The following is a 25,631-nucleotide window of genomic DNA, read 5'->3' on the forward strand; positions in this document are numbered from 1 at the left end:
TGAAGGGTATGAGTGATGGTGTCGCGGACGCGGGACGCTAAGGTGTAGGGGTCGGCTAGCTACTAGCTTTCTGCCCGTTTTAGACCATCCCGGGTCGTCTAATGGCAGGACGTCAGGTTTTGGTCCTGATTGTAGGGGTTCGAGTCCTCTCCCGGGAGCTTCCGCTGATCGGCGGCTGATGTCTGGTTAGCATGGCCGCGAGAGTGTCCGTGTTTCGACGGGAGCCACGTCGTGTCCGAGCCCCACCCCCGCACCGTCGTCGTGCTCGCCGCCGGTGAGGGCAAGCGGATGAAGTCCTCGCTGCCCAAGGTGCTGCATCCGCTGCTCGGCCGGACGCTGCTCGGCCACGTGCTGGGCGCGGCGGAGCCGCTGGCCGCGCAGCACACGATGGTGGTGGTGGGCCATGGCGCGGACCAGGTCCGGGCGCATCTGGCCGAGGTCGCTCCGCAGGCCACCGCGGTGTTCCAGGCCGAGCAGCTCGGCACCGGGCACGCGGTGCGGATCGCGCTGGAGGCGGCGCCCGAGGCGACCGGCACCGTGGTGGTGCTCAACGGCGACGTGCCGTTGTTGCGGCCGGAGACGGTCACCGCGTTGGTCGCGGCGCACGAGGGCGAGGGCGCGGCGGCGACCGTGCTGGCCGCGCAGGTCCCGGACCCGACCGGGCTCGGTCGCATCGTGCGGGATGCCGACGGCCGGCTGCGGCAGATCGTCGAGCAGCGCGACGCCAGCCCTGAGCAGTTGGCGATCCGGGAGATCAACGCGGGCATCTACGCATTCGACGCGGCCCGGTTGCGGGACGTGTTGGGCAAGCTCTCCACGGACAACGACCAGGGCGAGGAGTACCTGACCGACGTGTTCGGGCTGCTGGTCTCCGCCGGTGAGCCGGTGGCGGTGCACCTGGCGGACGACCACACCGAGACGCTCGGCTGCAACGACCGGGTGGAGTTGGCCGCGCTGCGGCGCCTGCTGCGGGACCGGGTCAACGAGCGTTGGATGCGCGCCGGGGTGAGCCTGTTGGATCCGGAGACGACCTGGATCGACGTGACGGTGGCGCTCGACCGGGACGCGGTGGTGGACCAGAACACCCAACTGCGCGGTGGCTCGGTGGTCGGCAGCGGCGCGGTGGTGGGGCCGGACGTGACGTTGATCGACACGGTGGTGCACGCCGGTGCGACAGTGCTGCGTAGCCATGCGGTGGGTGCCGAGGTCGGTCCGGGTGCGAGCGTTGGACCGTACGCGTACCTGCGGCCGGACGCGCGGCTGGCGGAGAAGTCGAAGGTCGGCACGTTCGTCGAGGTGAAGAACTCCGAGGTGGGTGCGGGAGCCAAGGTGCCGCACCTGTCGTACGTCGGTGACGCGACGATCGGGGCGCGGGCGAACATCGGCGCGGCGACGATCTTCGTGAACTACGACGGGGTGAACAAGCACCGCACCGTGGTCGGTGAGGCTGCCTTCGTGGGCTGTGACACGAGCCTGATCGCGCCGGTCGAGGTGGGTGCCGGGGCGTACGTGGCGGCGGGCAGCGCGATCGCCAAGGACGTGCCGCCGGGCGCGCTCGGGGTGACCCGGGCGCCGCAGCGCAACATCGAGGGCTGGGTGGCGCAGCGTCGACCGGGCACGCGCTCGGCCGAGGCGGCCGAGCGGGCGGCGCAGAGTGCGTCGACCGAGGGCCCTGCCGCAAGGGAAGGTGAGGCAATCCACGGCGCCGCCGAGCCAGTGGGCCCGGCGGCCGAGGCGGGAGATACTGCAACCGAATAGTCCCCGGCCGACCACCACCGTAGGCCGGGTACCACCGACCAAAACGGGAGCAGACGGGCCCATGGGCAGCATCGTCGCCGAAAACCGCAAGAGCCTGATGCTCTTCTCCGGACGTGGTTTTCCGGAGCTGGCGAGGGAGATCGGCGAGGTGCTCGGCGTCGCGCCGACGCCGGCCGACGCGTACGAGTTCGCAAACGGCGAGATCTTCGTACGATTCAAGGACTCGGTACGTGGTTCGGACGCCTTCGTGGTGCAGTCCGTCACGCACGGGGTGAACACATGGGTCATGGAGACCCTGATCATGGTCGACGCGCTGAAGCGTGGTTCGGCCAAGCGGATCACGGTCGTGTTGCCGTTCTATCCGTACTCTCGGCAGGACAAGAAGCACCGTGGCCGGGAGCCGATCTCGGCCCGGCTGATCGCGGACCTGTTGAAGACCGCAGGGGCGAACCGCATCCTCACCGTGGACCTGCACACCGCGCAGATCCAGGGCTTCTTCGACGGCCCGGTGGACCACCTCTTCGCGATGGACATCCTGGCCGAGTACGTGGAGCGCAGGTACGCGGGCCGGCCGATGACCGTGGTGGCCCCGGATTCGGGTCGGGTGCGGGTGGCCGAGCGGTGGACCGACCGGCTGGGCGGCTGCCCGCTGGCGTTCATCCACAAGACGCGGGATCCGCTCAAGCCGAACCAGGTGGTGGCGAATCGCGTGGTCGGCGAGGTGGAGGGTCGGGTCTGCCTGATCGTCGACGACATGATCGACACGGGTGGCACGATCTGCAAGGCGGCGGACATCCTGAAGGAGTCCGGTGCGGCGGACGTGATCGTGGCGTCCACCCACGCCCTGCTCTCCGACCCGGCTACGGAGCGGTTGAAGAACAGCCCGGTCAGCGAGGTGGTGGTGACGAACACCCTCCCGCTGCCGGTGGAGAAGCAGCTCGACAAGCTCACCGTGCTCTCCATTGCGCCGCTGCTGGCCCGGGCGATCCGAGAGGTGTTCGACGACGGTTCGGTGACCACCCTCTTCGGTGGGCTGAGCTGACCTGAGGTTGCGGCACCCGGGCGGGCCGAGGTGCGTGGTCGGCCCCGCCCGGGGCGTCCGGACGGGCATGTGCGGGGACTGCCGGAAAGCCGGGAAGTTGCTCGGGTAGACTGGTGCGGTTGCCACGGCGAGGGTGCCCTGCGGGCCGCTGAAAAGCGCCGCACGGAGGCACCGTGATCGACGCGGTGCTCCGGGCAGTCTGCTGACGCATGAGCCCCTGCGAGCCCCCCGCCCAGCACCGCCAGACGACAAGCTGCCGCAGCGAAGCATCAGGAGTTTCCCCGTGTCCGAGGTAAAGATCAGCGCCGAGCCCCGCACTGAGTTCGGCAAGGGTGGTGCCCGTCGTACCCGCCGGGCCGGCAAGGTGCCCGCCGTGCTGTACGGCCATGGCGAGAAGCCCAAGCACATCGCCCTGCCGGCCCGCGAGTTCGCGGCGGCCATCCGCAAGGGCGGTGCCAACCAGCTCTTCGCGATCGAGGTGAGCGACGGCACTCAGGCGCTGGCGCTGCCGAAGGCGATTCAGCGTGACCCGATCAAGGACACCTTCGAGCACGTCGACCTGCTGCTGGTGCGTCGGGGCGAGAAGGTCACCGTCGACGTGCCGGTCCAGCTGACCGGCGAGGCGGCGAAGGACACGCTTATCGTGCACGACCACGACACCCTGTCGGTGACCGCCGACGCGACCAAGGTGCCGGACCACCTGGAGGCGTCGGTCGAGGGCGCCGAGGCGGGTGTTCAGGTGACCGCCGGTGACGTGACGCTGCCGGCCGGCGTCGAGCTGGCCGCCGACCCGGAGCTGGCGGTCGCCACGGTCACCGCCGCGCCGACCGCCGAGCAGCTTGAGGCGACGCTGCCCGAGGTCGAGACGGCCGACGAGGAGACCGAGGCCGGCGTCGGCGAGGGAACCGCGGAGTCCGCCGAGGGTGCCGAGGCCGGTGAGCCGGCCGCCGCGGGTGGCGAGGAGACCGCCGAGGCGCGGACCGAGTCCTGAGCGGTCCAGAGACTGTGCGACAGGCGTCCCCGGTTGCCGGGGGCGCCTGTCGGCGTATCGGAGCAGGATCTCGGTAGCGGAGGGACGAAGGGTGACGGACGAGACCGGGCCGTGGTTGGTGGTCGGCCTGGGTAATCCGGGTCGGGAGTACGCCGGCAACCGGCACAACGTCGGGTTCATGGTGGCCGACCTGCTGGCCGATCGGCTGGGCGCGAAGTTCGGCCGGTTCAAGCGGGCGATGGCGGATGTCGCCGAGGGGCGGCTCGGGTTCGGTGGCCCGAAGCTGGTGCTGCTCAAGCCGCTGACGTACATGAACCTTTCCGGCGGGCCGGTGGCGAGCCTGGCCCAGTTCTTCCAGGTGCCGCCGGCACAGGTGATCGCGGTGCACGACGAGCTGGACATCGCGTACGGCCAGGTGCGGGTGAAGTGCGGCGGGGGCGAGGGCGGGCACAACGGCCTGCGGTCGATGTCGAAGTCGCTGGGTACCAAGGACTACGTGCGGGTGCGGTTCGGGATCGGCCGGCCACCGGGGCGGCAGGATCCCGCCGACTATGTGCTGTCGGACTTCGGCGCGGTGGAGCGCAAGGAGTTGGATTTTCTGGTGGATCGGGCGGCGGACGTGGTGGAGTCCGTGGTCACCCGGGGTGTGGAGCCGACGCAGAACCTCTATCACGGCGGGTGATGGTCGGGTTGCGCCGGCCGGGCCGGTAGTCTGCGGGTTCGGCGGCCGGGCGGGCCGGCTGCTCGGCGTACGCGGATCGTGGCGAGGCGACGGGAGCGCAGAGCATGGGCAGTCCACCGATGGCCGACGGTGCCTTCGCGCGGTGGTTGGCGGACCGGGCCGGTCAGGCGTTGGTGGGTCTGCGGGCGGAGTTGGGGTTCGCCGACGCGGGTGCGCTGAAGTCGGCGGGGGACAAGGTCTCGCACGACCTGATCCGGACCGAGTTGGCGAGGTGGCGTCCGGGCGACGCGGTGCTCTCGGAGGAGGATGAGGGTTCCCGGCTGGCGTGGGCGGCCGAGGTGAGCAGCACGACGGTTTCCCGGTTGACCGCCGACCGGGTGTGGATCATCGATCCGTTGGACGGCACCCGGGAGTTCGGCGAGGAGGGGCGTGCGGACTGGGCGGTGCACGTCGCGCTCTGGGCGCGTAACGCGCCGACGTCGCACGGTCTGGTCGCGGGCGCGGTCGGGTTGCCGGTGCGGCACCGGGTGCTGGCCACGGACCAGCCGCCGGCGTACCCGCCGATGCGGTCGGCGGCGGAGCCTGTCGACGGTGCCCAGCGGCTCCGGTTGGCGGCCAGCCGGAGTCGGCCGCCGGTGTTCCTCACCGATCTCGCCGAGGATGTCGGTGCGCAGTTGGTGCCGATGGGCTCGGCCGGGGCGAAGATCGCCGCGGTGATCACCGGCGAGGTGGACGCCTACATCCACGCGGGTGGCCAGTACGAGTGGGACTCGGCTGCGCCGGTGGCTGTGGCGACGGCCACCGGTTTGCATGCTTCCCGAATTGACGGTTCTGCGCTGGAATACAACCAGGCGGACCCGCGCCTGCCTGACCTGCTGGTGTGCCGCAAGGATCTCGCTAGCCGGTTACTTGCAGCGCTGCACCGGCATTGCGGGTAGCCTGGCGCTACTTCCTGACATGTCCGACCGGAAAGGTCTGGAACCGGATGAGCGAGCGAATCGAGTCGCTGTCATGACTGTTACCCCCGCCTACCAGGTCACGCACCTCGACGCGTTGGAGGCGGAGAGCATCTTCGTGATGCGCGAGGTGGTCGCTGAGATGGAGCGGCCGGTGCTGCTCTTCTCCGGCGGCAAGGACTCGATCGTCATGCTCCGGCTGGCCCAGAAGGCGTTCGCGCCGGCCCAGATTCCCTTCCCGGTGATGCACGTGGACACCGGGCACAACTTCCCCGAAGTGCTCGACTATCGGGATCGCCGGGTGGCCGAGCTGGGCCTGCAACTGGTGGTGGCCAGCGTGCCAGCGGCACTGGCCAGCGGGTTGGTCCGGGAGTCGGCGGACGGGATGCGCAACCGAATCCAGACGCCGGTGCTGCTCGACGCGGTGGAGAAGCACCGGTTCGACGCGCTCTTCGGCGGTGCCCGCCGGGACGAGGAGAAGGCCCGCGCCAAGGAGCGGGTGTTCAGTTTCCGGGACGAGTTCGGCCAGTGGGATCCGAAGAACCAGCGGCCGGAGCTGTGGTCGCTCTACAACGGCCGGCACCACCCGGGCGAGTCGATCCGGGTCTTTCCGCTGTCGAACTGGACCGAGTTGGACGTCTGGCACTACATCGCCCGGGAGCGGATCGACCTGCCGTCGATCTACTTCGCACACGAGCGTGAGGTGGTCGAGCGGGACGGGATGCTCTACGCGGTAAACGAGTTCCTGCCGGCCCGCGTCGGTGAGGAGCGGTTCAAGGCCCGGGTGCGGTATCGCACGGTGGGCGACGCCTCCTGCACGGCGGCGGTCCGCTCCGACGCCGACACGGTGGAGAAGGTCATCGAGGAGGTCGCCGCGACCCGGATCACCGAGCGCGGGGCGACCCGCGGCGACGACCGGGTCAGCGAGGCCGCCATGGAGGACCGCAAGCGGGAGGGCTACTTCTGATGACGACCGAGACGTTTGCGCCGGCCGGTGCCGAGCCGGCCGCTCGGCCGATGGACCTGCTGCGCTTCGCGACCGCGGGCAGCGTGGACGACGGCAAGTCGACCCTGATCGGTCGGCTGCTGTACGACACGAAGTCGCTCTTCACCGACCAGTTGGCCGCCGTGGAGGCGGTCAGCGCGGCCCGGGGCGACGAGTACACCAACCTGGCGCTGCTCACCGACGGCCTGCGGGCGGAGCGGGAGCAGGGCATCACCATCGACGTGGCCTACCGCTACTTCGCCACGCCCCGGCGCAAGTTCATCATCGCCGACACCCCCGGGCACATCCAGTACACCCGGAACATGGTCACCGGTGCCTCCACCGCCGACCTGGCGCTGATCCTGGTGGACGCGCGCAAGGGCCTGGTCGAGCAGTCCCGCCGGCACGCCTTCCTCTGCTCCCTGTTGCGGGTGCCGCACCTGGTGCTCTGCGTCAACAAGATGGATCTCGTCGACTTCTCGCAGGAGGTCTTCGAGCGGATCGCCGACGAGTTCACCGCGTTCGCCGCGAAGCTGGACGTGCCGGACCTGACCGTGGTGCCGATCTCCGCGTTGCGGGGGGACAACATCGTCACCCGTTCGCCGAACATGCCCTGGTACGAAGGGCCGGCGCTGCTGCATCACCTGGAGCGCGTACACATCGCGAGCGACCGCAACCTGGTCGACGTCCGCTTCCCGGTGCAGTACGTGATCCGCCCGCAGTCGACCACGGTCACCGACTACCGGGGTTACGCCGGCCAGGTGGCCTCCGGGGTACTCAAGCCGGGCGACGAGGTGATGGTGCTGCCGTCGGGCTTCACCAGCCGGATCAAGGCGGTGGAGACCGCCGACGGGCCGGTCGCGGAGGCGTTCCCGCCGATGTCGGTCACGGTACGCCTGACCGACGAGATCGACATCTCCCGGGGCGACATGATCTGCCGGCCGAACAACGCGCCGACGGTCGCCCAGGACGTCGAGGCGATGGTCTGCTGGATGGACGAGACCCGCCCGTTGCAGGTCGGCGGCAAGTACGCGATCAAGCACACCACCCGGGTGGCCCGGGCGATCGTCCGCAGCCTGCACTACCGCCTCGACATCAACTCGCTGCACCGCGACGACTCCGCGACCGAGTTGCGGCTCAACGAGATCGGCCGGGTCCGGCTCCGCACCACCGTCCCGCTGCTGGCCGACGAGTACCGCCGTAACCGCACCACCGGCGGCTTCGTCATCATCGACGAGGCCACCAACCGCACCGTAGCCGCCGGAATGATCGTCGAAGCCGCCTGACCGGACCTCTCTTCTCCTTCTCCGCGATCTTGCCCTTTGGGTCGCCTTTTTGCCGCCTCTGCGGGCATTTGTCCCGACAGAAACTGCAAGATCGCGAGGGCTGGGGTGGCGGGGAGCGCGGGGAGGCGCGGGGGCGGGTGGGGTTAGTCGAGGCGGGTGGTGCCGGGGGCGGGGTCACGGTGGTGTGGGTGGGGGCGGTGAAGGCGCGTTCGGCGTACGCGGCGGTGACGGCGGCGGCCACCTGGTCGGCCTGATCCGCCTCGATCAGGGCCAGTACGCAGCCGCCGAAGCCGCCGCCGGTCATCCGGGCACCGAGCGCCCCGGCGGCGAGTGCGGCCTCGACCGCGGTGTCCACCTCGGGCACGGTGATGGCGAAGTCGTCCCGCATGGAGGCGTGCGAGGCGGTGAGCAGTGCACCGATCCGCCGGGGCTGTCCGGCGCGGAGCAGGTCGACGGTGTCCAGCACCCGCTGGTTCTCGGTGACCACGTGCCGGACCCGGCGGCGGGTCTCGTCGTCGGTGAGTTGGGCGAGCGCGTCGTCGAGTTTCTCCGCCGGCACGTCCCGCAGTGCCCGCACGCCGAGCGACGCCGCGGCCTGCTCGCAGGAGGCGCGGCGGGCCGCGTACTCGCCGTCGGCGTGGCGGTGCGGGGCACGACTGTCGATCACCAGCACGGCCAGCCCGGCCGGGTCCAGGTCGAACGGAATGTGCGTCACCTGCTCGGTGCGGCAGTCGAGGAAGAGGGCGTGCCCGGCCCGGCACCGAATCGCCGCCGACTGGTCCATGATCCCGGTGGGTGCGCCGACGTAGCGGTTCTCGGCCCGCTGGGCCAGCCGGGGCTGGTGCTCGGCGGGCAGGTCGAGCCCGCCGAGGTCGACAAGCGCGGCCAGCACGGCGGCCTCCAGTGCCGCCGAGGAGGAGAGCCCGGCACCGAGCGGTACGTCGGAGGCGATGGCCAGGTGGGCGCCCGGCACGGGGTGACCCGCGTCGCGTAGCGCCCACACCACCCCGGCCACGTACGCCGCCCAGCCGGTGACCCGGCCGGGGGCGGCCACCTCGGCGACGCCGAAGTCGACCGTCTCGCCGGTCAGCTCGGACCAGACCGTCCAGTCGTCGGTGGGCCGGGGCGTCGCGGCGACGACGGTCCGCTGCGGCAGCGCGAACGGCAGCACGAAGCCGTCGTTGTAGTCGGTGTGCTCGCCGATCAGGTTGACCCGGCCGGGAGCCGCCCAGCGGCCGGCGGGCGGTTCGGCGTACACCTGCCGGAAGCCGGCGGCGGCGCGGTCGGCGACCTCGCGGGCGCGGCCGGTCACGGCTGACCCAGCCGGTGGGTGCGGTAGAAGGCCCAGGCGTCGGTGACCATGTCGTGCAGGGTCGGCTTGCCCGGTTCCCAGCCCAACTCGGTGCGGGCCAGCGTGGCGGAGGCGACGAGCACGGCCGGGTCGCCCTCCCGGCGGGGTGCCACCTCGACCGGCACCGGGTGACCGGTGACCTCGCGGACCACCTCGATCACCTGCCGGTTGGTGAAGCCGTTGCCGTTGCCGAGGTTGTAGACGCGGTGCTGACCGGCGGTGGCTGCGTCGAGGGCGAGCAGGTGGGCCCGGGCCAGGTCGGCGACGTGGATGTAGTCGCGCACGCAAGTGCCGTCGGCGGTGGGGTAGTCGTCGCCGAAGAGTTGCAGCTTCTCCCGCTGGCCGGCGGCCACCTCCAGGGCGATCGGGACGAGGTGGGTCTCCGGGTCGTGCCGTTCGCCGAGGGCGGTGTCGCCGTCCAGGTACGCCCCGGCGACGTTGAAGTAGCGCAGCGAGACTGCGGCCAGGCCGTGACCGATCGCCTCGGAGGTGAGCGCCAGGTCGACGGCGAGTTTGGTCGCGCCGTAGGTGCTGGTCGGAGCCTTGTGTGCGGTCTCCGGGATGGGCAGCTCGCTGGGGTTGCCGTAGACGGCGGCGGTGGAGGAGAAGACCAGCCGGGGCACGCCGGCGGCGCGGACCGCGTCGAGCAGCGCCAACGAGCCGACGGTGTTGTTGTGCCAGTACCGCTCGGGGGCGACCATGGACTCCCCGGCGGCGATCAGCGCGGCGAAGTGCAGCACGCCGTCGAAGCCGGAGCGCGGGGTGAGGACCCGGGCCGCGTCGTGCAGGCCGACCGCCACGTGGGTGGCGTCGGGGGCGAGCGCCTCCCGGTGGCCGGTACGCAGGTCGTCCAGGACGACCACCTCGTGGCCGGCATCGAGAAGCATCCGGGTCACCACGCTGCCGATGAAGCCCGCGCCGCCGGTGACGAGCAGTTTCACGCCGTCTCCTCCCGCCCGACCCGTTCGGCCGTGGCTTGTGGTGGTTCTCACCCTACGGTGAGGACGCTGGCTACCATCACTGTCATGCGGGCAGCGCGTCGGCGCGGATCCCGGCGGCGGGAGTCGGACCGACCCCGCCGCGAACCTGGGCCGCTGGCCCGCGCCGTGGCCGGGGTGGTGGTCCGGGCGGCTGACGGCGCGTTGCGGCTGGTCACCGACCTGCTTGGCACCGGGACGGCGGCTGGCCGGGAGCGGATCAGCGAGGCGGAACTGCGGGATCTGGTCGCCGCGAACACGGTGCTCGACCCGGTGGGCCGCCGCATCATCGACGAGGTGCTGGTGGCCGGGGCGCGGTTGATCCGTGAGGTGATGATGCCCCGCACCGAGGTGGTCTTCCTCTCCGCGACGCTGACCCTCGCCGAGGCCGAACCGCTGGTCCGGGAGGGGACGCACACCCGGTACCCGGTGACCGACGGCACCCACGACGACGTGGTCGGCGTCGTGCACCTGCGGGACGTGCTGCTGCGGCCGGAGCGCGATCCGGGCACCCGGGTCGGCCAGCTGGCCCGCGAGGTGAAACGGCTGCCGGCCAGCAAGCGGGTGCTCGCCGCGCTCACCGAGATGCGCCGGGAGGGGCACCACCTGGCCGTGGTGGTCGACGAGTACGGCGGCACCGCCGGCATCGTCACCTGCGAGGACCTGATCGAGGAGCTGGTCGGGGAGATCCACGACGAGTACGCCGAGGTACCGGAGCCCGCGCTCACCGGTCTCCCGGCGGTGGTGGACGGCCGGCTCAACCTCGCCGATTTCGCCGAGCGCACCGGTGTGCCACTGCCCGACGGGCCGTACGAGACGGTGGGTGGTTTCGTGATGGCCGGGCTGGGTCGGTTGCCTGCGCCGGGCGACGAGGTCGCGGTGCCCGGCGAGCCCGCCGGACGCTCGGGCGGGGTGCTGCTGCGGGTGCTGACCCTGGAGGGACGGCGGGTGGCCCGGCTCGCGGTCACCGCCGCTCGCCTGCCCGAACAGCGGCGGGACGTGGCCAGCGGCGCCGACCGGGCCCGACCCGCCGGCCCGTCATGACGTGGGTCGGGTGTTGCTGACAGAATTGCCGGCATGTCCGACGTTCCCGCCCGCCCGCGCGTCTTCTCCGGCATCCAGCCGACGGCCGACTCGTTCCACCTCGGCAACTATCTCGGCGCGGTGCGGCACTGGGTGGCGTTGCAGGATTCGCACGACGCCTTCTACTGCGTGGTCGATCTGCACGCCATCACCGCCGGGCACGACCCGAAGGTGCTGCACCAGCGGTCCCGGGTGGCCGCCGCGCAGCTGCTGGCCGTCGGGGTGGACCCGGACCGCTGCACGCTTTTCGTGCAGTCGCAGGTGCCCGAGCACACCCAGCTGGCCTGGGTGCTGGGCTGCATCACCGGGTTCGGTGAGGCCAGCCGGATGACCCAGTTCAAGGACAAGTCGCAGAAGCAGGGCAACGAGCGGGCCAGCGTGGGCCTGTTCACGTACCCGATCCTCCAGGCCGCCGACATCCTGCTCTACCAGGCCAACGCGGTGCCGGTCGGCGAGGACCAGCGCCAGCACCTGGAGCTCTCCCGCGACCTGGCGCAGCGGTTCAACACGAACTTCGGGCCGACCTTCACGGTCCCCGCGCCGCACATCGTCAAGGAGACCGCGAAGATCACCGACCTCCAGGACCCGACGGCGAAGATGTCGAAGTCCTCCTCGTCGCCGGCCGGCATCGTGGACCTGCTTGAGGATCCGGCCCGCTCGGCCAAGAAGATCCGCTCGGCGGTGACCGACACCGGCCGAGAGATCGTCTTCGACGAGCAGACCAAGCCCGGCATCTCCAACCTGCTCACCATCTACTCGGCGTTGAGCGGGCGCGGCATCGACGATCTGGTCGCCGCGTACGACGGCAAGGGCTACGGCGACCTGAAGAAGGATCTCGCCGAGGTGGTCCGGGAGTTCGTGACGCCGATCCAGGAACGCACCCGCGCCTATCTCGACGACCCCGCCCAGCTGGACAAGCTGCTCGCCGCCGGTGCCGAGAAGGCCCGCCGGGTGGCGGTGCCGACGCTGCTCAAGACGTACGAGCGGGTGGGTTTCTTCCCGCCGGTGCGCGGCGAGTAGCCGTCCGCGCGGGCGGTGGGGACGAGTCGGCGGCCGAAGGGGTGGCGCGAGGCGTGGGTCAGGGGAACGGGGTACCGGCGGAGTCCGGCGACACCGTCCAGATCGGCATCGCGGTCGACATCCCCGAGCCGTGGGGCAGCCTGCTGACCCGACGGCGGCTGGCGGCCGGCGACCCGAACACGGTGCCGGCCCACGTCACGCTGCTCGGGCCGACCGAGATCCCGGTGGCCGTGCTGCCTGCGGTGGAGCGGCACCTCGCCCGGGTCGCCGCCGCCCACCTGCCGTTCACCCTGCACCTGCGGGGCACCGGCACCTTCCGGCCGGTGACCCAGGTGGTGTTCGTCGCGGTGGCCGCCGGGATCAGCGAGTGCGAACTGCTGGCCGCCGCGATCAACGCCGCGCCCCAGCTCCGTCGGGAGCTGCGCTTTCCCTACCATCCACACGTGACGGTGGCGCAGGACGTCGCGCCGGAGGCGCTGGACAAGGCGTACGAGGATCTGGCCGACTTCTCCGCGATGTTCGAGGTGGAGTGCTTCACCCTCTTCTCGCACAGCGGGCAGACGCGGTGGCAGCCGCGCCGGGACTTCCGGCTGGGCGGCTGATCGGCCGACTGGCCCGGTGCCGGTACGGGCGTGCCGAAGGGGCATCGGCGAGGATGACGACGTGAACGTTCTGGGCCGGACCGAGGCCGCCATCGATCGCGGGTTGAGCGCTGCCCGCCGCCGGTCCCCGGCCTTCGGTCACCTGTGGCGGGCCGGGGTGCTCTACACCGATCTACAGGGCGGCCGGTTGGCCGCCGCGATCGCCTATTACGGATTCTTCGCCGTCTTCGCCCTGGCGCTGGTCGGGTACGCGATCTTCGGTGCGCTCCTGGACGAGAACGACGAGGCCCGGGCGGCGGCGGAGGACTTCCTCCAGGAGAACCTGCCCTTCCTCGACCCGGGTCAGGTCGCCGAGAGCAGCGGCACCGTCGGCGTCGTCGGCCTGCTCATCCTGATCCTGACCGGGATCGGCTGGGTGGAGGCCATCCGCTCCTCGCAGCGGCTGATCCACGGCCTCGACCAGCATCCCGGCAACCTGGTCGTACGCCGGCTGGTCGACCTCGGCGTGCTGCTGGTGGTCTTCGTGCTGCTCGGAGCCTCGGTGGCGGCGGTGGACGCGCTGGAGTCACTGCTGCGGTTCCTGCTGCGCAGCACCGGCTCGGTCGCGCTCACCACCGTCAGCGCCGTGCTCAGCGTCCTGGTCAACTCGGTGCTGGCCACCCTGCTCCTGGTCGCGGTGCCCCGGCTGCGGATGAGCCGGGCCCGGCTGCGGCCGGTGGTGCTGTTCGTCGCGGTCGGCATCACCCTGCTCAACACCGTCGGCCGGTTCTGGGTGGGACGGATCGAGCACAACCCGGCGTACACGGTGGTGGCCACCGCCGTGGGCCTCTTGGTCTACCTCTACCTGCTCAACCAGTTGGTGCTCTTCGGCGCGGCGCTGCTGGCAACCAGCCGGCGCGGTCGGGTGGTGGACCTGGCGGGCCCGCGCGGGCCGGCCGACCTCGACGAGGGCACCGATCCGGGCACCCCGGGCGGCGCCGGCTGACCGGAGCGCGTTGCGCGAACCCGCCCCGCACCGGGCGGGCAGCGACGATGATGGGCCGGTGGGGGCACTCGTGACGCTGGACCTGCCGAGCGACTCGCCGATGCTGGATCTGCCGTGGGTCATCACCTTCGGCCCGCTCGGCGACGCCGACGAATGGGAGCCGGTGGTCTGCGGCCCGTACGAGCGACCGCACGCGTTGGCGCTGGCCGAGGCGGTGGTCGCGGACGAGCAGCTGATGGCGGTGGTGGAGCCGCTGGTGCCGGCGGTCTCGGTGGAGCAGATCCGGGGCGAGATCGCCGCCGCGCAGCTGGCCGCCGAGGACGAGACGGTCCGGGTCGACCAGGCCGACCTCTACGGCGACCTCGAGGACACCATCGACGAGGAGGAGGAGCTGGCGACCGAGCGCCCCGCCGAAACCGCCCCCCTCCCAGCTCCGGACCCAGCCGACCTACGCGCCGCCTTCGCCCGCATAGCCGCCCGCCTAACCACCTGACCCACCCTGGGCACTTCCCCGTTGATCATGAGGTTGACGGCAGTTTGAAGATCAACTTATGCCGTCAACCTCATGATCAACGCTAGATGGGGCGGTGGAACCAGGCGGCGGCGTCGACCGGGAGGAGGTGGTGGGCGGTGGGCTGTTCGGTGAGGGGGGTGCTGGTGGCGATGGGGTCGCCGTATCCCTCGATCAGGACCGGGGTGTCGCCGAGGTTGACCACGCAGGTCAGCTCGGTGTCGTCGGCGGTGCGGCGGAAGGCGAGCACGCCCGGGGCGGTCTCCAGCCAGGTGATGTCGCCGAGGCCGGCCAGCGCGGGGTGCGTGCCACGGATCCGCAGCGCCGTCCGGTACAGCTCCAGCGTCGAGTCGGGCGCGCCGGTCTGGGCGGCCACCGAGAGGGCCCGCCAGGTCGCCGGGGCCGGCAGCCAGCTCAGCGTGCTGCCGGCCGGCCCGAAGCCGTACGGAGCCAGTTCGCCGCTCCACGGGATGGGCACCCGGCAGCCGTCGCGGCTCTCGCCGGTACGCAGGAAGGCCGGGTCCTGCCGCAGCTCGTCCGGCAGGTCGAGCACCTCGGGCAGGCCCAACTCCTCACCCTGGTAGAGGTAGGCGCAGCCGGGCAGGGCGAGCATCAGCAGCGCGGCGGCGCGGGCCCGGCGCAGCCCGACCTCCCCGTCGCCGTAGCGGGTGACGTGCCGCTGCCGGTCGTGGTTGGAGAGCACCCAGGTGGTCGGGGCGCCGACGATTGTCGCTTCGGCCAGCGCGGTGTCGATCACCTTGCGGAAGGAGTCGGCCGACCAGGTGGCGTCGAGGAAGTCGAAGCTGAACGCCTGGTGCAGCTCGTCCGGGCCGATGTAGCGGGCCAGCCGCTGCGGGGTCTCGGCCCAGGCCTCGGCCACTGCCATCCGGCCGCCGGGGTAGCTGTCCAGGATGGGCCGCCAGGCGCGGTAGATGTCGTGCACCTCGTCCTGGTCGAAGTAGGGCAGCCGGCCCTTGCCGAGCAGTTCCGACTGGCGTCGCCCGGTGGTCATCGAGCTGAAGCCGACGTCCGGCAGCCCTTCGGCCTTGATCATGCCGTGCGCCACGTCGATCCGGAAGCCGTCGACGCCGCGGTCGAGCCAGAACCGCAGGACGTCCTCGAACTCGGCGCGTACCTCGGGGTGCCGCCAGTTCAGGTCGGGCTGGGCGGGGTCGAACAGGTGCAGGTACCACTGGCCGTCAGCCAACCGCGTCCAGGCCGGGCCGCCGAAGATGCTCTCCCAGTCGTTGGGCGGCTGCTCGCCGTGCTCGCCCGTGCCGTCGGCGAAGAGGTAGCGCGCCCGCTCGGCCGAACCGGGCGCGGCGGCCAGGGCGGCCTGGAACCAGGGGTGCTGGTCGGAGGTGTGGTTGGGCACGATGTCCACGATGATCCGCAGGCCGAGCGCGTGGGCGTCGGTGATCATCGCTTCGAAGTCGCCGAGGGTGCCGAACATCGGGTCGACGTCGCGGTAGTCGGCGACGTCGTAGCCGCCGTCGACCATCGGCGAGGTGTAGAACGGGGTCAGCCAGAGCGCGTCCACGCCGAGGTCACGCAGGTAGGGCAGGCGCTCGCGGATGCCGTTCAGGTCACCGATGCCGTCGCCGTTGGAGTCGGCGAAGCTGCGGACGTAGACCTGGTAGACGACGGCGGACCGCCACCAGTCGGCGTCGGAGGTCAGCGGCGAAGGGGTGCTGACGGTCATCGGGTGTTCCCCGTTCTGTGGCGCGGGACGGCGGCACCGGCGGTGACGGTGGACGCTCAGGGTGTTCCAGCAGGATGCCGTCCCACCCTTGCAAGAGTCAAGCATTCCTTGCGCAAGAACCATCGCTGCGGCCGTCGTCGCAGCCAGCTCCGGCTCCGCCAACGTGCAGTTCAGGTCGGCTCTCTGCGCGCTTTCGCGGCTTACGGCGCGACGGAAAGTGCATGATCGCGGGGGTTCAGCGGTGGCGGAGGGGTGCGGGAGATGGCGGTCGAGCCGCGGACCACCAGCTCCGGCCGGAACAGGTACTCCGAGTGCGGTGCGCCGTGACCGTTGATCTCGTCGACCAGGGCCCGGACCGCGGCCACCGCCATCGCGGCCACCGGCTGGCGCATGGTGGTCAGCGGCGGATCGGTGAAGGCCATCAGTGGCGAGTCGTCGTAGCCGACCACCGAGAGGTCCTCGGGGACGGAGAGACCGCGCTGCCGGGCGGCCCGGATCGCGCCGAGCGCCATCAGGTCGGAGCCGCAGACGATGCCGGTCGCGCCGCGCTCGATCAGCCGGCCGGCCGCCGCCTCGCCGCCCTCCACCCCGAACAGGGAGAGCTCGGTCAACTCGGTCAGCTCCTCGTCGCTCACCCCGGCGAGGCGCTCCATCGCCGCCTTGTAGCCGTTGACCTTGCGCTGCACCGGCACGAACCGGTCCGGTCCGGTGATCAGGCCGATCCGCCGGTGGCCCAGGGCCACCAGGTGGGCCACGGCCAACTCGGCCGCCTCCCGGTCGTCGCACGAGACGAAGGGCGCCGGGATGCCGGGCGCGTACCCGTTGATCATGACGATCGGCAGCGGGCGGGCGATCAGCGTCCGGTACCGGTCGTGGTCGGCGGCGGTGTCGGCGTGCAGGCCGGAGACGAAGACGATGCCGGAGACCTGACGGTCGAGCAGCATCTCGACGTACTCGTCCTCGCGTACGCCACCGGGAGTCTGGGTGCAGAGCACCGGGGTGTAGCCGGTGGGTGCCAGGGCCGACTCGATGATCTGGGCGAAGGCGGGAAAGATCGGGTTGTCCAGCTCCGGCACCACCAGACCCACCAGCCCGGCACTGCGCTTACGCAGCCGGGCGGGGCGCTCGTAACCGAGCACGTCTAGGGCGGTCAGGACGGCCTGCCGGGTCTCGGGTGCCACGCCGGGACGGTCGTTGAGCACCCGGGACACGGTGGCTTCACTGACGTCGGCCTGCTGGGCGATGTCGGACAGGCGAGCGCGCATGGCGGCACTGTAGCTCACTGACAAGTTCTTGCGCAGTGGGCAGCAAGAACTTGCAGAATCGAGCAGAGCGCGTCGGGGAAGCGTTCTCCAGCACCACGCGGACCGTCCGAATCGGTTACCGAAAGTGATCGACTGGTGGTCGCAAGGTGGCTGTCATGGCTGCTTCTCGGCCTCCGTGGCGCGGGAAATGCCCAGTTGGCGGCAGTTGTCGAGGGTTGATGTTGCGGATGGGCCACGGTTGTTGCAAGGGAGTTCGCAAGGGGTTTCTAGTTACGAAACTTCTTGCTACTGTCCCGCCGTTACCCGGCAGGCAACTTAGGAGCGAACATGAGTCGCACAGCCAGGGGGATCGCCGTACTCGCCTCCGCCACCCTCGCCCTCTCCGTCGCTGCGTGCGGCGGCGAGGACCAGGCGGCCGAGGAGCAGCCCAAGGTCGACCCCGCCTCTCTCACCGCAGAACTGACCTGGTGGGACACTTCTGACCCGCAGAACGAGGGTCCGGCGTTCAAGGAACTGATCGCCAAGTTCAACCAGACCTACCCGAACGTGAAGATCAACTATCAGTCGGTCCCGTTCGGTGAGGCGCAGAACAAGTTCAAGACCGCCGCACAGGCCAAGACCGGCGCTCCGGACATCCTGCGGGCCGAGGTGGCCTGGGTGCCCGAGTTCGCCTCGCTGGGTTACCTCTACGCGCTGGACGGCTCCGAGTTGCTCAGCGACGCCGACGACTACCTGGAGACCCCGCTCGCCTCCAACAAGTACGACGGCAAGACCTACGGCGTCCCACAGGTCACCGACAGCCTCGCGCTGATGTACAACAAGGAACTGCTGACCAAGGCCGGCATCAGCGAGCCGCCGAAGACCTGGGCCGAGCTGAAGACCGTGGCGCAGACCGTCAAGGAGAAGACCGACGCCGAGGGGGTCTACCTCAACCCGGCCGGCTACTTCATGCTGCCCTTCATGTACGGCGAGGGTGGTGACCTGGTCGACACCGAGGGCAAGAAGATCGTCATCAACTCGGCAGAGAACGCGGCCGGGTTGCAGATCGCCAAGGATCTGATCGACAGCGGTGCGGCTGCCAAGCCCTCCGCCAACGACGCCTACGGCACCATGATGACCCTGTTCAAGGAGCAGAAGGTCGCCATGATCATCAACGGGCCGTGGGAGGTCAACAACGTCAAGTCGGCGCCGGCCTTCGGCGGCCTGGAGAACCTGGGCATCGCCCCGGTGCCGGCCGGCTCGGCCAAGGCCGGTGGCCCGGTCGGCGGGCACAACTACGTGATCTGGTCCGGCATGCCGCAGGAGAAGGTCGACGCCGCCGTCGCGTTCGTCAAGTTCATGAGCAGCGCCGAGTCGCAGGCGTTCCTCTCGGACAAGCTCGGCCTGCTGCCCACCCGTACCTCCGCGTACCAGGTCGACTCGGTCAAGAACAACGCAGTGGTCGCCGCGTTCCAGGCGGTGAACGAGGCCGCCGTGGGTCGTCCGTGGATCCCCGAGGCCGGTCAGTTCTTCGGCCCGCTCGACCAGATGGCCACCGAGGTCCTGATCCAGAACAAGGACCCGAAGGCCGCGCTGGACGCCGTCGCCAAGAAGTACAAGGCCGAGGTCGTCCCCGGCTACGGGCTCTGACCTGATCGTCGACGCCGGCGTTCGCCGGTGACCTATCGGCACCGACAGGGTCGCGTGACTGTGCCGTCGCGCGGCCCTGCCGGACCTTGAGCAGTGGAGCGCAGCTGATGACCACCGTGACAGCCGATCCGGCGCCGGCGTCGACGCCGCCCGGCCGATCCGCTCGTCCTTCCCGGCTGCGCCGCAGCTGGGAGAAGCACTGGTACGCCTGGGCGATGGTCCTGCCCGTCGTCATCGTCCTGGCGGTTCTGATCTTCTACCCGCTGTTCCGCGGGATCTGGCTCTCCTTCACCAACCTCACCGAGGCCAACCAGGTCGCCGAGATCTGCACCCGGTCGATCACCGGCGGCGAGGTCTGCGCCGACAACCCCAACAAGTGGGAGTTCGTCGGCCTCGACAACTACGTGCGGGTGCTCACCGGCGAGGTCGGTGAGTTCTGGCAGTGGACCGGCGTCACGCTGATCTGGACGTTCGTCTGCGTGATCTGCCACTTCGGGCTCGGTCTCGGCCTGGCCAGCATGCTCAACCGCCCGATGCGGGCCCGTGGCCTGTACCGGGTGCTGCTGGTCCTGCCGTGGGCGGTGCCGGCCTTCGTCAGCGCGTTCGCCTGGAAGTTCATCTTCAACGAGCGCTTCGGCCTGGCAAACGCGCTGCTCGGTGCCCTCGGTATCGACCAGGTCTCGTGGTTCGCCGACCGGTGGACGGCGCTCTTCACCGCCATCGTCACAAACGTCTGGCTGGGCGTGCCGTTCATGATGGTGGCGCTGCTCGGCGGCATGCAGACCATCCCGTCCGAGCTCTACGAGGCGGCCGAGATCGACGGTGCCTCGGCGTGGCAGCGGTTCCGCAACATCACGCTGCCCGGCCTGCGTCCGGTCAGCATGACCGTGGTGCTGCTCGGCACCATCTGGACCTTCAACATGTTCCCGATCATCTTCCTGGTGACCGAGGGGCAGCCGGCCGGGCAGAGCGAGATCCTGGTGACCGGTGCCTACCGGGCCGCCTTCGAAGGCATCCGCAACTACTCGCTGGCCTCGACGTACGGCGTACTGATCCTGTCGATCCTGCTGGTGTTCTCGGTGTTCTACCGGCGGGCGCTGCGCAAGCAAGGCGAGGTGTGGTGATGAGCAAGGTGGTCCGTCCGGTGCGCAGCCGGCGCAGTCCCGCGATGTCGGTGCTGCTGCACGGCACGCTGATCCTGGCCTCGCTGATCGCCATCGGGCCGATCGCCTGGGTGCTGCTCTCCTCGCTCAAGCCCGGGTACGCGATCCAGAGCAGTGAGCTGACCCTGTTCCGGGACACCACCCTGGCCAACTACAGCTACGTGTTGACCGAGACGAACTTCCCGCGCTGGTTCCTCAACTCGGTGATCGTCGCGGCGTTCACCATGACCATCGGCATCTTCCTGGCGGCCACCACCGGCTACGCGGTGTCCCGGTTCAATTTCCCGGGTCGCCGACCGCTGATGATGGTCTTCCTGGTCACCCAGATGTTCCCGGTGGCCATCCTGATCGTGCCGATCTACACGATCCTGGCCCGGCTCGGGCTGATCAACACCATGCCGGCGTTGATCGTGGCGTACCTGACCATCGCGGTGCCGTTCTGTGCCTGGATGTTGAAGGGCTACTTCGACTCGATTCCGACCTCGCTTGACGAGGCGGCGGCGCTTGACGGCTGTGGGCCGTTCGCCATCTTCTGGAAGGTGGTGCTGCCGTTGGCCCGGCCGGCGGTGGCGGTCACCGCCTTCTACACCTTCCTCACCGCCTGGGGCGAGGTGGCGTACGCGTCGGCCTTCATCCAGACCGACAACAAGTTCACCCTGGCGTACGGGCTCCAGCAGTTCGTGCCGCAGTTCAACCCGCAGTGGGAGTACCTGACCGCCGCTGCGGTCCTGGTCACAGTCCCGGCCGGGCTGGTTTTCTTCGTCGCCCAGAAGCACCTGGTGTCCGGTCTGACCGCAGGTGGCACCAAGGGCTGACCGGGTGGCTCTACTACAAAACGTCGTTGATAGGGCAGGATGGGTCCGGTGGAAGCACTTCGACTCATCCTTCTCTACGTCCATCTGATCGGGTTCGCGCTGCTGCTCGGTGGCGCGATCGCCCAATACCTCAGCGGCAAGTTCCGGATCAACGCCGCCATGCTCTGGGGCGCGGTGATCCAACTGCTGACCGGCATCGGCCTCTCCGCGCCGCTGCGCGACGGCGACGAGCCGGCACCGGCGAAACTTGTGACGAAGTTGGTGCTCGCCCTGCTCATCTTCGTCATGGTGTTCTTCTCCCGGAAGCGGTCCGAGGTCAACCGCGGCCACTTCCTGGCCATCGTCGGATTGACCCTGGTCAACGCGGCGGTGGCGGTCTTCTGGCGGTGACCGTCGGTCGCCCGCCGAACTCCGGAAAAAGGACTTTCCGGACACTCCTTCGCCCGCCTGCCGGCACCTTGAGTGATTTGCCCCACCCAAGCATTACGTAGGGGTAACAGGCCTCCAACAGTCCTGCACGATTGTCGGTCGGCAGGTGGGCGCGGGCGTACGCTCTGCGTCCGTAACGTGGGACGCCGGCGGCACAGCGCAAGCCGGTTCAAGGACTGCCACCGCAACCACGCGGTGTGCAATGGGAAGGGAGCTGTCTTGCGCTCGGTGCGTGGGATGCGGATCGCCTCGATCATCGCGGCGGGTGGGCTCGTACTGAGCGCCGCCGCCTGTGGCGAGGCCCCGGATGAGGACAACAACGCCGGTTCGGGCGGCGAGGCGTACACCGCCTGCATGGTCACCGACGTCGGCGGCATCGACGACAAGTCGTTCAACGCCTCGGCCTGGAAGGGCCTGGAGGAGGCCAAGGCCGAGAACAGCAACATCAACATCAAGTACGTCGCGTCCAAGGCCGAGGCGGACTACGAGCCGAACCTCACCCAGTACGTCAACCAGGACTGCAACTTCATCCTGGCCGTCGGTGGCCTGATGCAGGACTCCACCCAGAAGATCGCCGAGGCGAACCCGGACCAGCAGTTCGGCATCGTCGACGCCAACCCGGGCGTGGCAAACGTCTACCCGATGGAGTTCGACACCGCCCAGGCCGGCTTCCTGGCCGGTTACGTCGCCGCCGGAATGAGCCAGAGCGGCAAGGTGGCCACCTACGGCGGCATGAAGATCCCGCCGGTGACCATCTTCATGGACGGCTTCGTCGACGGCGTGGCGCACTACAACCAGGCCAAGAGCGCAAACGTCCAGACCCTCGGGTGGAACAAGGCGACCCAGAACGGCTCCTTCACCAACGACTTCGTCAAGCAGGACGAAGGCAAGAAGGTCAGCGACGCGCTGGTCGCGCAGGGCGCGGACATCATCATGCCAGTCGCCGGTGGCGCCGGCCTCGGCACCACCGGTGCGGCCAAGGCCTCCGGTGGCAAGTACAACACCATCTGGGTGGACGTCGACGGCTGCGAGAGCACGCCGGACTGCTCGGCGATCATCACCACCGTGGTGAAGAACATCCCGGGTGCCGTCAAGGAGGCCGTGCTCAAGGCCGCCGGTGGCGAGAAGCTCAACGCCGAGCAGGGCTTCGTGGGCACGCTTGCCAACGACGGCGTCTCGATCGCCCCGTACCACGAGTTCGACAGCAAGGTCCCGGCCGAGCTCAAGGCCGAGGTCGACAAGCTGAAGGCGGACATCGCCGCGGGCACCGTCAAGGTCACCTCGGCCGCCCAGCCGAAGTGACCCGTCGCCGGCCGTCGGCGGTGCGACGATCACCGCAGGCGGCCGGCGCGCCACGCATTCCATGATCCGGCCGCTCCGGCGCGGGGAGACCCGCCGTGCCGGAGCGGCCGATCCGTGTCACCGGTCGGGGCCCCGCCGCGACCAGCTCGCCAGCAGCTACGCTGCACCATCGCTTCGCACCCCGGGAGGTTGCGCTGAGACTCGAACTGCGCGGCATCACCAAGCGGTTCGGTGATCTGGTCGCCAACGACCACATCGACCTCACGGTGGAGCCTGGAGAGATCCATGCCCTGCTCGGCGAGAACGGCGCCGGCAAGTCGACCCTGATGAACGTGCTCTACGGGCTCTACCAGCCCGACGAGGGCGAGATCCTGGTCGACGGGGAGCCGTTGAAGCTGCGCGGGCCCTCCGACGCGATCGCGGCCGGCATCGGCATGGTGCACCAGCACTTCATGCTGGTACCGGTCTTCACGGTGACCGAAAACATCATGCTCGGTGCCGAGCAGGTGCGCGGCGGTATCGCCGGTTTCCTGGACCGGCGCCGGGCCCGGCGCGAGGTGGCCGAGGTCTCCGAGCGGTACAACCTCCAGGTCGACCCGGACGCGGTGATCGAGGACCTGCCGGTCGGTGTCCAGCAGCGGGTGGAGATCGTCAAGGCACTCACCCGCGACGTCGACCTGCTCATCCTGGACGAGCCGACGGCGGTGCTCACCCCGCAGGAGACCGAGGAACTGCTCGCCGTGATGCGGTCGCTCAAGGCCGCCGGCAAGTCGATCGTCTTCATCACCCACAAGCTCGGCGAGGTCAAGGCGATCGCCGACCGGATCACCGTGATCCGGCGCGGCAAGACGGTGGGCACGGCCTCACCGGAGGCCAGCCGCGACGAGTTGGCCGCGCTGATGGTGGGCCGTACCGTCCGGCTCACCGTGGAGAAGACCCCGGCCACCCCGGGCGAGCCGGTGCTGGAGGTCGCCGGCCTGGTCGTCGACGACGAACGGCAGTGCCGCGCGGTGGACGGCGTCGACCTGACCGTACGCGCGGGCGAGGTACTCGGCATCGCTGGCGTGCAGGGCAACGGGCAGACCGAGCTGATCGAAGCGATCATGGGGCTGCGTCCGCTGCTCGCCGGCACCATCACCCTCGAAGGTCGGCGGATCGACGGCTGGTCGACCAAGAAGGTGCTCCGGGCGGGCGTCGGCTACGTGCCGGAGGACCGCAGCGTGGACGGCCTGGTCAAGGAGTTCTCCGTCGCGGAGAACCTGGTCCTGGACATCTACGACCGGCCGCCGTTCGGCCGTGGCCTGTCGCTGCGGCCGGACGCGATAAGCAAATCGGCGGCCGAGCGGATCGAGCAGTTCGACGTACGCACCTCCTCGGCGCAGGCGCCGGTGGGCACCCTCTCCGGCGGTAACCAACAGAAGGTGATCGTGGCCCGGGAGCTGTCCCGGCCGCTGAAGCTCTTCATCGCCGCCCAGCCCACCCGAGGGGTGGACGTCGGCTCGATCGAGTTCATCCACAGCCGGGTCATCCGGGAGCGGGACATCGGCACCGCCGTGCTCGTGGTCTCCAGCGAACTCGACGAGGTGATCGGGCTGGCGGACCGGATCGCGGTGATGTACCGGGGCCGGATCATCGGCATCGTCGGCCCGGACACCCCACGCGAGGAGATCGGCCTGCTGATGGCGGGCATCACCCCCGGCGCGACGGGCGGCTCGCCGGCCGCCGAGGGCGGACCGGCCGCGACCGGTCCAGGCAGCGAGGACGAGAAGGCATGACCGAGAACCCCCAGTCGGGCTCCCCGGACAAGGAACCGGCGAGCCAGGAGCAGGCCGTGGAGACCGCGCTCGACAACACCGAACGCGCGGAGCCGGCCGGCCGGCCCACCGCCGGGCCGCAGCCGCGTCCCACGCTGGGGCGGCTCTTCCTGGAGAACCTGTGGGCCGCCAACACGTTCACGGTGACCCTGCTGTCGCTGCTCCTCGCCATGATCGTCGGCGCGGTTCTGATGATCGTCTCGGATCCGGACGTGCTGGCCACCTACACCTACTTCACGGCCCGCCCCACCGACGCGCTCAGCGCCAGCTGGACGCTTGTCAGCGAGGCGTACGCGAACCTGTTCAAGGGGTCCGTCTTCGACCCGGCCGCAAACACCCTGAACGCGGCACTGAGCCCGATCTCGGAGACGCTCACCTACACCGCGCCGCTGGTCTTCACCGGTCTGTCGGTGGCGCTCGCCTTCCGGGGCGGCCTGTTCAACATCGGCGCCCAGGGGCAGGCCATCATGGGCGTCATCCTGGCCGCCCTGGCCGGCTTCCTGCTGCCGCTGCCGCCCGGGCTGCACCTGCTGGTCGCGGTGCTGGCCGGCGCGCTGGGCGGGGCCCTCTGGGGCTTCATCCCGGGCATCCTCAAGGCGCGCACCGGCGCGCACGAGGTGATCAACACGATCATGCTCAACTACATCGCGGTCTACTTCCTGACCTGGCTGATCGTGCAGAACGGCGTGCAGGACCCGAACCGGACCGACGCGATCAGCCGACCCGTGGACGCCTCCGCCCAACTGCCGCGCCTGTTCGGCGACGGGCTGCGGGCGCACGCCGGCATCCTGCTGGCCGTGCTGGCCACCTGGGCGGTCGCCTGGCTGCTCAACCGGTCCACGCTCGGCTTCGAGCTGCGGGCGGTGGGCGCCAACCCGGACGCCGCCCGGACCGCGGGCATGAGCGTCACCCGGACGTACATCCTGATCATGGTGTTCGCCGGTGCGCTGGCCGGGCTCGGCGGCTCGCAGATGGTGCTGGGCACCACCGCCGCCGCGCTGACCCCGCTGGTGGTCGCCCAGATCGGGTTCGACGGCATCCTGGTCGCCCTGCTCGGCCGGGTGAAACCGTGGGGCGTGGCGCTTGCCGCGCTGCTGTTCGGCGCGTTGCAGGCCGGCGGCAACCGGATGCAGTCGTACTCGGGCATCTCGCTGGAGCTGGTCACCGTGCTCCAGGCGCTGATCGTCATCTTCATCGCCGCGCCGGCCCTGGTGAAGGCGATCTTCCAGCTCCGGGCGGCGCGGGCCGCCCGGCTCCAGACGAGCCTCGCGAAGGGCTGGTGA

22 protein-coding genes, 1 tRNA gene and 1 pseudogene are annotated in these 25,631 nt (G+C 70.1%); 20 read left to right on the forward strand and 4 right to left on the reverse strand.

Annotated elements, in window-relative coordinates; genetic code table 11:
- Window positions 1-87 precede the first annotated feature (87 nt).
- The 8 genes from QQG74_RS04030 to QQG74_RS04065 all read left to right on the forward strand — a co-directional run bounded on the left by QQG74_RS04030 (window position 88) and on the right by QQG74_RS04065 (window position 7,700).
- Window positions 88-158 (forward strand) — tRNA-Gln (locus tag QQG74_RS04030).
- 73 nt (window positions 159-231) lie between these two features.
- On the forward strand, window positions 232-1,758 hold the full coding sequence (gene glmU, locus QQG74_RS04035) for a bifunctional UDP-N-acetylglucosamine diphosphorylase/glucosamine-1-phosphate N-acetyltransferase GlmU (RefSeq protein WP_341718949.1): 1,527 nt from the start codon (window positions 232-234) through the stop codon (window positions 1,756-1,758).
- Between the two features lie 61 nt (window positions 1,759-1,819).
- A complete protein-coding gene (locus QQG74_RS04040; protein WP_341718950.1) occupies window positions 1,820-2,800 on the forward strand; it encodes a ribose-phosphate diphosphokinase in 981 nt (326 codons plus the stop codon).
- A gap of 283 nt (window positions 2,801-3,083) precedes the next feature.
- Window positions 3,084-3,791, forward strand: a complete 708-nt coding sequence (locus tag QQG74_RS04045; RefSeq protein ID WP_341718951.1) for a 50S ribosomal protein L25/general stress protein Ctc — start codon at window positions 3,084-3,086, stop codon at window positions 3,789-3,791.
- A 91-nt stretch (window positions 3,792-3,882) separates the two neighbouring features.
- Window positions 3,883-4,473, forward strand: coding sequence for an aminoacyl-tRNA hydrolase (gene pth / locus QQG74_RS04050; RefSeq protein WP_341718952.1), 591 nt, complete (start codon window positions 3,883-3,885; stop codon window positions 4,471-4,473).
- Between the two features lie 104 nt (window positions 4,474-4,577).
- Complete coding sequence (locus QQG74_RS04055) at window positions 4,578-5,411, forward strand: 3'(2'),5'-bisphosphate nucleotidase CysQ (RefSeq protein WP_341718953.1); 834 nt, start codon at window positions 4,578-4,580, stop codon at window positions 5,409-5,411.
- A 73-nt stretch (window positions 5,412-5,484) separates the two neighbouring features.
- Entirely contained in the window at window positions 5,485-6,396 is a 912-nt protein-coding gene (gene cysD, locus QQG74_RS04060; protein ID WP_341718954.1) for a sulfate adenylyltransferase subunit CysD, read from the forward strand.
- Window positions 6,396-7,700, forward strand: coding sequence for a GTP-binding protein (locus QQG74_RS04065; RefSeq protein WP_341718955.1), 1,305 nt, complete (start codon window positions 6,396-6,398; stop codon window positions 7,698-7,700). The genes cysD and QQG74_RS04065 overlap by 1 nt, the downstream gene beginning before the upstream one ends.
- A gap of 143 nt (window positions 7,701-7,843) precedes the next feature.
- On the opposite strand, the pseudogene galK reads toward QQG74_RS04065, so the two are convergent.
- Together galK and galE are read right to left on the reverse strand one after the other, a co-directional pair.
- Window positions 7,844-8,958: pseudogene (galK, locus tag QQG74_RS04070) on the reverse strand (galactokinase).
- A 50-nt stretch (window positions 8,959-9,008) separates the two neighbouring features.
- Window positions 9,009-9,992, reverse strand: a complete 984-nt coding sequence (gene galE / locus QQG74_RS04075; protein ID WP_341718956.1) for a UDP-glucose 4-epimerase GalE — start codon at window positions 9,990-9,992, stop codon at window positions 9,009-9,011.
- 84 nt (window positions 9,993-10,076) lie between these two features.
- On the opposite strand from galE, the gene QQG74_RS04080 reads away from it, so the two are divergent.
- From QQG74_RS04080 to QQG74_RS04100, 5 genes are all read left to right on the forward strand, one after another.
- The gene (locus QQG74_RS04080; RefSeq protein WP_341718958.1) at window positions 10,077-11,072 is read left to right on the forward strand and encodes a hemolysin family protein; all 996 of its coding nucleotides are present in this window, start codon (window positions 10,077-10,079) and stop codon (window positions 11,070-11,072) included.
- Between the two features lie 33 nt (window positions 11,073-11,105).
- Entirely contained in the window at window positions 11,106-12,131 is a 1,026-nt protein-coding gene (gene trpS / locus QQG74_RS04085) for a tryptophan--tRNA ligase (RefSeq protein WP_341718959.1), read from the forward strand.
- 53 nt (window positions 12,132-12,184) lie between these two features.
- Window positions 12,185-12,733: a 2'-5' RNA ligase family protein gene (locus QQG74_RS04090; protein ID WP_341718960.1), complete on the forward strand. Its 549-nt coding sequence runs from the start codon at window positions 12,185-12,187 to the stop codon at window positions 12,731-12,733.
- A gap of 61 nt (window positions 12,734-12,794) precedes the next feature.
- Window positions 12,795-13,718, forward strand: coding sequence for a YhjD/YihY/BrkB family envelope integrity protein (locus tag QQG74_RS04095; protein ID WP_341718961.1), 924 nt, complete (start codon window positions 12,795-12,797; stop codon window positions 13,716-13,718).
- A 58-nt stretch (window positions 13,719-13,776) separates the two neighbouring features.
- Window positions 13,777-14,211, forward strand: coding sequence for a hypothetical protein (locus QQG74_RS04100; RefSeq protein WP_341718962.1), 435 nt, complete (start codon window positions 13,777-13,779; stop codon window positions 14,209-14,211).
- An 82-nt stretch (window positions 14,212-14,293) separates the two neighbouring features.
- Here QQG74_RS04100 and QQG74_RS04105 read toward each other — a convergent pair whose 3' ends face one another.
- Window positions 14,294-15,931, reverse strand: a complete 1,638-nt coding sequence (locus tag QQG74_RS04105; protein WP_341718963.1) for a glycoside hydrolase family 13 protein — start codon at window positions 15,929-15,931, stop codon at window positions 14,294-14,296.
- Window positions 15,932-16,131: 200 nt separating this feature from the next.
- A complete protein-coding gene (locus QQG74_RS04110) occupies window positions 16,132-17,196 on the reverse strand; it encodes a LacI family DNA-binding transcriptional regulator (RefSeq protein WP_341718964.1) in 1,065 nt (354 codons plus the stop codon).
- A 327-nt stretch (window positions 17,197-17,523) separates the two neighbouring features.
- Here QQG74_RS04110 and QQG74_RS04115 point away from each other — a divergent pair, with 327 nt between their 5' ends.
- The 7 genes from QQG74_RS04115 (at window position 17,524) to QQG74_RS04145 (ending at window position 25,631) form a co-directional block, all read left to right on the forward strand.
- Window positions 17,524-18,825, forward strand: coding sequence for an extracellular solute-binding protein (locus QQG74_RS04115; RefSeq protein WP_341718965.1), 1,302 nt, complete (start codon window positions 17,524-17,526; stop codon window positions 18,823-18,825).
- Window positions 18,826-18,932: 107 nt separating this feature from the next.
- Window positions 18,933-19,949: a sugar ABC transporter permease gene (locus tag QQG74_RS04120; RefSeq protein WP_341718966.1), complete on the forward strand. Its 1,017-nt coding sequence runs from the start codon at window positions 18,933-18,935 to the stop codon at window positions 19,947-19,949.
- Window positions 19,949-20,803, forward strand: a complete 855-nt coding sequence (locus QQG74_RS04125) for a sugar ABC transporter permease (RefSeq protein WP_341718967.1) — start codon at window positions 19,949-19,951, stop codon at window positions 20,801-20,803. The genes QQG74_RS04120 and QQG74_RS04125 overlap by 1 nt, the downstream gene beginning before the upstream one ends.
- 48 nt (window positions 20,804-20,851) lie before the next feature.
- Complete coding sequence (locus QQG74_RS04130; RefSeq protein WP_341718968.1) at window positions 20,852-21,193, forward strand: hypothetical protein; 342 nt, start codon at window positions 20,852-20,854, stop codon at window positions 21,191-21,193.
- A 276-nt stretch (window positions 21,194-21,469) separates the two neighbouring features.
- Window positions 21,470-22,534 (forward strand): BMP family ABC transporter substrate-binding protein, encoded by a 1,065-nt coding sequence (locus QQG74_RS04135; protein ID WP_341721125.1) that lies wholly within the window; start codon window positions 21,470-21,472, stop codon window positions 22,532-22,534.
- A gap of 95 nt (window positions 22,535-22,629) precedes the next feature.
- Window positions 22,630-24,309 (forward strand): ABC transporter ATP-binding protein, encoded by a 1,680-nt coding sequence (locus QQG74_RS04140; protein ID WP_341718969.1) that lies wholly within the window; start codon window positions 22,630-22,632, stop codon window positions 24,307-24,309.
- Window positions 24,306-25,631, forward strand: coding sequence for an ABC transporter permease (locus QQG74_RS04145; RefSeq protein WP_341718970.1), 1,326 nt, complete (start codon window positions 24,306-24,308; stop codon window positions 25,629-25,631). Before QQG74_RS04140 ends, QQG74_RS04145 begins: the two co-directional genes overlap by 4 nt.

The sequence above is a fragment of the Micromonospora sp. FIMYZ51 genome (genome assembly GCF_038246755.1).
Classification (GTDB): Bacteria; Actinomycetota; Actinomycetes; order Mycobacteriales; family Micromonosporaceae; genus Micromonospora.